General features: G+C 61.1%; 5 protein-coding genes and 2 pseudogenes. 5 read left to right on the top strand and 2 right to left on the bottom strand.

The genetic code is table 11. The features are described from left to right. Window positions 1-40 precede the first annotated feature (40 nt). The 3 genes and pseudogenes from HMPREF2993_RS13245 to arfB all read left to right on the top strand — a co-directional run. Window positions 41-397: pseudogene (locus HMPREF2993_RS13245) on the top strand (Fic family protein); the annotation flags it as partial. A 131-nt stretch (window positions 398-528) separates the two neighbouring features. Further along, a complete protein-coding gene (locus HMPREF2993_RS11310; RefSeq protein WP_246822439.1) occupies window positions 529-1038 on the top strand; it encodes a putative glycolipid-binding domain-containing protein in 510 nt (169 codons plus the stop codon). A gap of 31 nt (window positions 1039-1069) precedes the next feature. Then, the gene (gene arfB, locus HMPREF2993_RS11305; RefSeq protein ID WP_070702436.1) at window positions 1070-1513 is read left to right on the top strand and encodes an alternative ribosome rescue aminoacyl-tRNA hydrolase ArfB; all 444 of its coding nucleotides are present in this window, start codon (window positions 1070-1072) and stop codon (window positions 1511-1513) included. A gap of 54 nt (window positions 1514-1567) precedes the next feature. Here the strand turns inward: arfB and HMPREF2993_RS11300 are convergent, their stop codons facing one another. Then, entirely contained in the window at window positions 1568-1876 is a 309-nt protein-coding gene (locus HMPREF2993_RS11300) for a HigA family addiction module antitoxin (protein ID WP_083279048.1), read from the bottom strand. Next, window positions 1863-1967 (bottom strand): annotated as a pseudogene (locus tag HMPREF2993_RS13240) (type II toxin-antitoxin system RelE/ParE family toxin); the annotation flags it as partial. The pseudogene HMPREF2993_RS13240 and the gene HMPREF2993_RS11300, both read right to left, overlap by 14 nt. 149 nt (window positions 1968-2116) lie before the next feature. Between HMPREF2993_RS13240 and HMPREF2993_RS11295 the strand changes: the two are divergent. Beyond that, a complete protein-coding gene (locus HMPREF2993_RS11295; protein WP_005530797.1) occupies window positions 2117-2476 on the top strand; it encodes a Cd(II)/Pb(II)-sensing metalloregulatory transcriptional regulator CmtR in 360 nt (119 codons plus the stop codon). After that, on the top strand, window positions 2473-4365 hold the full coding sequence (locus tag HMPREF2993_RS11290) for a heavy metal translocating P-type ATPase (RefSeq protein ID WP_016423157.1): 1893 nt from the start codon (window positions 2473-2475) through the stop codon (window positions 4363-4365). The genes HMPREF2993_RS11295 and HMPREF2993_RS11290 overlap by 4 nt, the downstream gene beginning before the upstream one ends. Window positions 4366-4857: the final 492 nt, after the last annotated feature.

Below are 4857 nucleotides of genomic sequence, written 5' to 3'. Positions count from 1 at the left end.
CCACACCGCTACCATTTCAGTCTTCTGAACAATCGGCCTTCTTGAAAAGCTCCAAAGAGAGTTGATGGGGGAGAAGGGCTCTATCCCCACTGGTCTTCGCACTATTCAGAACTGGATTGGTGGAAGTAACCACACACCCATTGGGGCCGAGTTCATCCCAGCGCCCCCAGGCCTAGTCCATGACCTCGTGGACGACTTATGTCTTTACCTCGATGGCGCTTCGCACGGTGCTCTCATCCAGGCCGCAATTGCTCACGCTCAGTTTGAAACGATTCATCCCTTTGCAGACGGCAACGGGCACGTTGGCCGTGCTCTCATTCATGGGATTCTTCTGCGTCGCGGACTTACTGAATACACCATTCTGCCGGTATGCCTCGTCCTCGGTACGTGGTCCAAATCGAAAGCTACCTGCCTTTTCGCACCATCAAGCGTGGGAAAATCCTCACCATGAAGCGCACGTATAAGTGGGAGCATGTCGAGATTCCCCTCATCCGGAACTAGGCCGCAGTTCATTTTTTAAGAGCCGGTTTGACCGCTTCCGGAGTGCAATACGGCGATGGATACGAGGCCACGTGGGAGCTGCGCGCCGCGGAGAACTGGGTGACTGAACGTGTGTCGGTGAACGTTGAAGGCGACGGATGGGGGCGAAGCCTCGAGCTGTTTAGGTCCGAGCAAGGCGTGTGGTCGGCGGAAACCAATGAAGAGGGCGCCCAGCCTGGAGATCTGCCCTCCCCCGGTATCGTCCAGTCAGCCGATCTGAAAGCCGCACTCGATTGCGATCTCGGTCTGTGCCCTCTCACCAACACAATGCCTATTCGTCGCTTGACGCTGCTTGAGACTCAGGTTCCGAAAACGCAGCTGATCATGGCTTGGATTGATATACCGTCCCTCCAGGTGATCGCATCAGACCAGTACTACAGCTCCATCGATTCTGAAACTGTCCGATATGAAAGTGGAACACGGGGAGTCGACGTCGAGTTGGAGGTCGACGGTGGCGGCGTGGTCGTACACTACCCTGATCTCGCACGGCGGGTCTGATCCGGAAGCAACTCTAACTAAGCTGGGCGGTATGAACGACCTGACCATCGCGCCTGGCCCAGGGATCCCCGGGGGTCTGGTCATCGTCGCCGCCGACCTGACGGAGCGGTTCGCGAAGTCGTCGGGACCAGGTGGCCAAGGCGTCAATACTACGGACAGCAAAGTGCAGCTTTCCGTCGATATCGCTACGTGCTCATCGCTTTCCGACGCCCAGCGTCGCCGCGTCCTTCACAACCTCGAGCACCGCCTAGACGGCACCGTCCTTACCGTTACCGCATCGACCCAGCGATTGCAGGTACGCAACCGCACCGAGGCACGCGAACGCATGGCCGCCCTCTTGCGCGAGGCGCTCGCTCCGCTTCCTCCCCCGCGGCGCAGGACCAAGCCGACGCAGAGCTCGGTGCGACGCCGTCTCGAAGCGAAAAAGCGGCGCTCGGAACTCAAGTCCACGCGACGGCAGCCCCAAATTTCCTAGTTCGAACCATCCGCGTGCATATCCTCACGCTGACGGACCTGGTTCGGGTAACCGCTACGCTGAGACAGCTTGGACCGGTTGAATCCGCTCGATTTCCGAGAGGATCTTGTCTTCCGCCACGTCCAAGTCATATTGAGCCTGTAACCCGAGCCAGAACTGGGGGCTCATTCCGAAGAACTTAGCCAAGCGAAGAGCAGTGTCCGCGGTTACAGCCCGCTTTCCGTGGACAATCTCGTTGATCCGGCGGGGCGGAACGCCAATGGAGACGGCGAGCTTGTGCTGGGTGATCCCCATTTCCTTGAGAAAGTCCTCCATGAGGATCTCACCGGGGTGAACCGGAGGGAGCTTGTCAGTGGTAGTCAACGATCTCAACCTCCTCTGGCCCCGCGGCGGACCACCGAAAACAGATCCGCCACTGGTCGTTGATTCGAATGCTGAACTGACCCCGCCGATCACGTCGCTCCCGCGTTGGGTGGCAGCCGAACCACAAAGGATCAGTCATCTGCTATCCCATCGACTAATTCCTGCAGGTCGCAGGACCTTCGCGGAACCGTCAGTTCAGTGCATTTTGAATAGTTCAACACACGTTGTATTGTTCAGCACATGCTGACTATTGCTTCGCGCCTCGACGTCATGAACCGGCTCGGCCGGGCCATGGCTGATCCGACGCGTTCCCGAATCCTGATGACCCTACTCGACGGTCCGGGCTACCCGGCCGAGATTTCGCAAAGCTTGGATCTGACCCGCTCGAACGTCTCGAACCACCTGTCCTGCCTACGCGATTGTGGCATCGTCGTCGCTGAGCCGGAGGGCCGTAAGACCCGCTACGAAATTGCCGATCCGCACCTCGCGGCGGCGCTCGAAGCGCTGGTCAACGCGACGCTGGCCGTCGACGAGAATGCCCCCTGCATCGACACCGAGTGCTCGGTGCCCGGCTGCGGCGAGAAAGGAACGGACGCATGAGTTCAGCATGTGGATGCGAACACGAACCCGCCACGGAGATCGAAGAGCTCGATCGGCCATGGTGGAAGGACCCCGAGCTACTGCTACCGATCTTCTCCGGCGTAGCCCTCATTACAGGACTGGCGCTGGACTGGTCCGACTTGGAGACGCCCGCAACGGTACTGTATTGGCTTGGCCTGCTGTTGGGCGCTTACACGTTCGCACCTGGAGCGATCCGGAACCTTGTCACGAAGCGCAAGCTCGGCATTGGCTTGCTTATGACGATCAGCGCGGTCGGCGCGGTGATCCTTGGTTTCGTCGGAGAGGCCGCGGCGCTGGCGTTCCTGTACTCGATCGCCGAGGCGCTTGAAGACAAGGCGATGGACCGGGCCCAAGGCGGACTGCGGGCACTGTTGAAGCTGGTACCGCAAACCGCGACCGTGCTGCGCGACGGTACGACGGCCGAGGTCGCTGCGAAGGACCTTGAGGTTGGCGAGCTAATGGTCGTACGCCCCGGGGAGCGGATCGCCACGGACGGCATCATTCGGTCCGGACGCTCCAGCCTTGACACCTCAGCGATCACCGGAGAATCCATTCCGGAGGAGGTTGCGCCCGGCGACGAGGTACCCGCGGGAGCGATCAACTCCGCCGGTGTGCTGGAGGTCGAGACGACCGCAGCTGGAACGGACAACTCGCTGACCACACTCGTCGACCTCGTCGAGCAGGCGCAGGCGGAGAAGGGTGACCGCGCCCGGATCGCCGACCGAATTGCCCAACCCCTAGTGCCCGGGGTGATGATCCTGGCGGTGCTGGTCGGCGTGATCGGCTCGCTGTTGGGCGACCCCGAGACTTGGATCACCCGTGCGCTGGTGGTCCTGGTCGCAGCGTCGCCGTGCGCGCTGGCAATCTCCGTGCCGCTGACGGTCGTGGCCGCGATCGGCGCGGCCAGCCAGTTCGGAGTAGTCATCAAGTCCGGCGCGGCGTTCGAGCGACTCGGCGGCATCCGTCACCTAGCGGTAGACAAGACCGGAACCCTTACCCGCAACCAGCCCGAGGTTACCGGAGTGGTCCCGGCAGACGGATTCGATCGGGCGCAGGTGCTTTCCTTCGCGGCGGCGGTTGAGCAGCAATCGACGCACCCCCTCGCCGCGGCGATCGTGGCAGCGGAGCCCGAAGCGCCCACCGCCTTGGATATCAGCGAGGAAGCCGGTCATGGCATCGGCGGCACCGTCGAAGGCCGACGGGTGCTGGTCGGCAGCCCCCGATGGATCGACGCCGGGCCACTGAAGGCGGACGTTGAGCGCATGGAGTCCGAAGGCCAGACCTGCGTCCTAGTCACCGTCGATGACGCTCTCGCCGGGGCGATCGGGGTGCGCGACGAGTTGCGGCCCGAGGTGCCCGATGCCGTGCAGTCCCTGCACGACAACGACGTGGAAGTGAGCATGCTCACCGGCGATAACACTCGCACCGCCCGGGCGCTGGCTGAAATCGCCGGAATCGACGACGTGCGCGCCGAGCTGCGACCGGAGGACAAGGCAAGCATCGTCGCCGAACTCTCCTCCAAGACGCCGACGGCGATGATCGGCGACGGCATCAACGACGCGCCGGCACTGGCGGGCGCAACGGTGGGCATTGCGATGGGAGCAACCGGCTCTGACGCCGCGATCGAGTCCGCTGACGTCGCCTTCACTGGCCACGACCTCCGGCTGATCCCGCAGGCGCTGCAGCACGCCCGCCGAGGCAGCAGGATCATCAACCAAAACATCGTGCTGTCTCTGGCCATCATCATCGTGTTGATGCCACTGGCGATCAGCGGTGTACTGGGCCTGGCCGCCGTCGTGTTGGTACACGAAGTCGCCGAAGTCATCGTGATCTTGAACGGCCTGCGGGCTGCACGAGCGAAACGCTGAGGCTGTGACCGGCAAGTCTTATAAGGGTTAAACCACGCGCCGAGCGCACACACGTTGGACCAGGCGAGTCATTCGAGTTCACCACCTGGTCCTTCTCGATGCGTGCAGGCACGGGAACTGTGGGGGAACCTAATAGTTCAACGGTTCGATACCGCTTGCAGATTCTTCACACGAGGTAGCGGAATGGACCGAGGCCGAACGAAAACCCGAGTTAGAGACAGCGCTCTTCAACCTACCCCCAATAACGCGAAACGTCATTAACGCCTCGCGTTACACGTTGAACTTGAACTCGACGGAGTGTCGTCGATAAATAACCATTTGATGCGCGCGTGCGGAATTAACAACGAAATACCGCTAAAACAGACAACATATGGGGTGCACAGAAACACATATAAGTTCTGCGGAAAACCTATAGGGTGCGTCGCTAAAAACCGCTGTGCGCGAAAAACATAAAGGGTTTACGGGCCCTTCCGGTTTTAGAGTGCGTTGATT

Origin of the sequence: Corynebacterium sp. HMSC068G04 (assembly GCF_001814885.1) — a bacterium.
Classification (GTDB): Bacteria; Actinomycetota; Actinomycetes; order Mycobacteriales; family Mycobacteriaceae; genus Corynebacterium; species Corynebacterium hiratae.
Note: the sequence above shows the minus strand (reverse complement) of the source record. Positions and strands in the feature narration are given on the sequence as shown.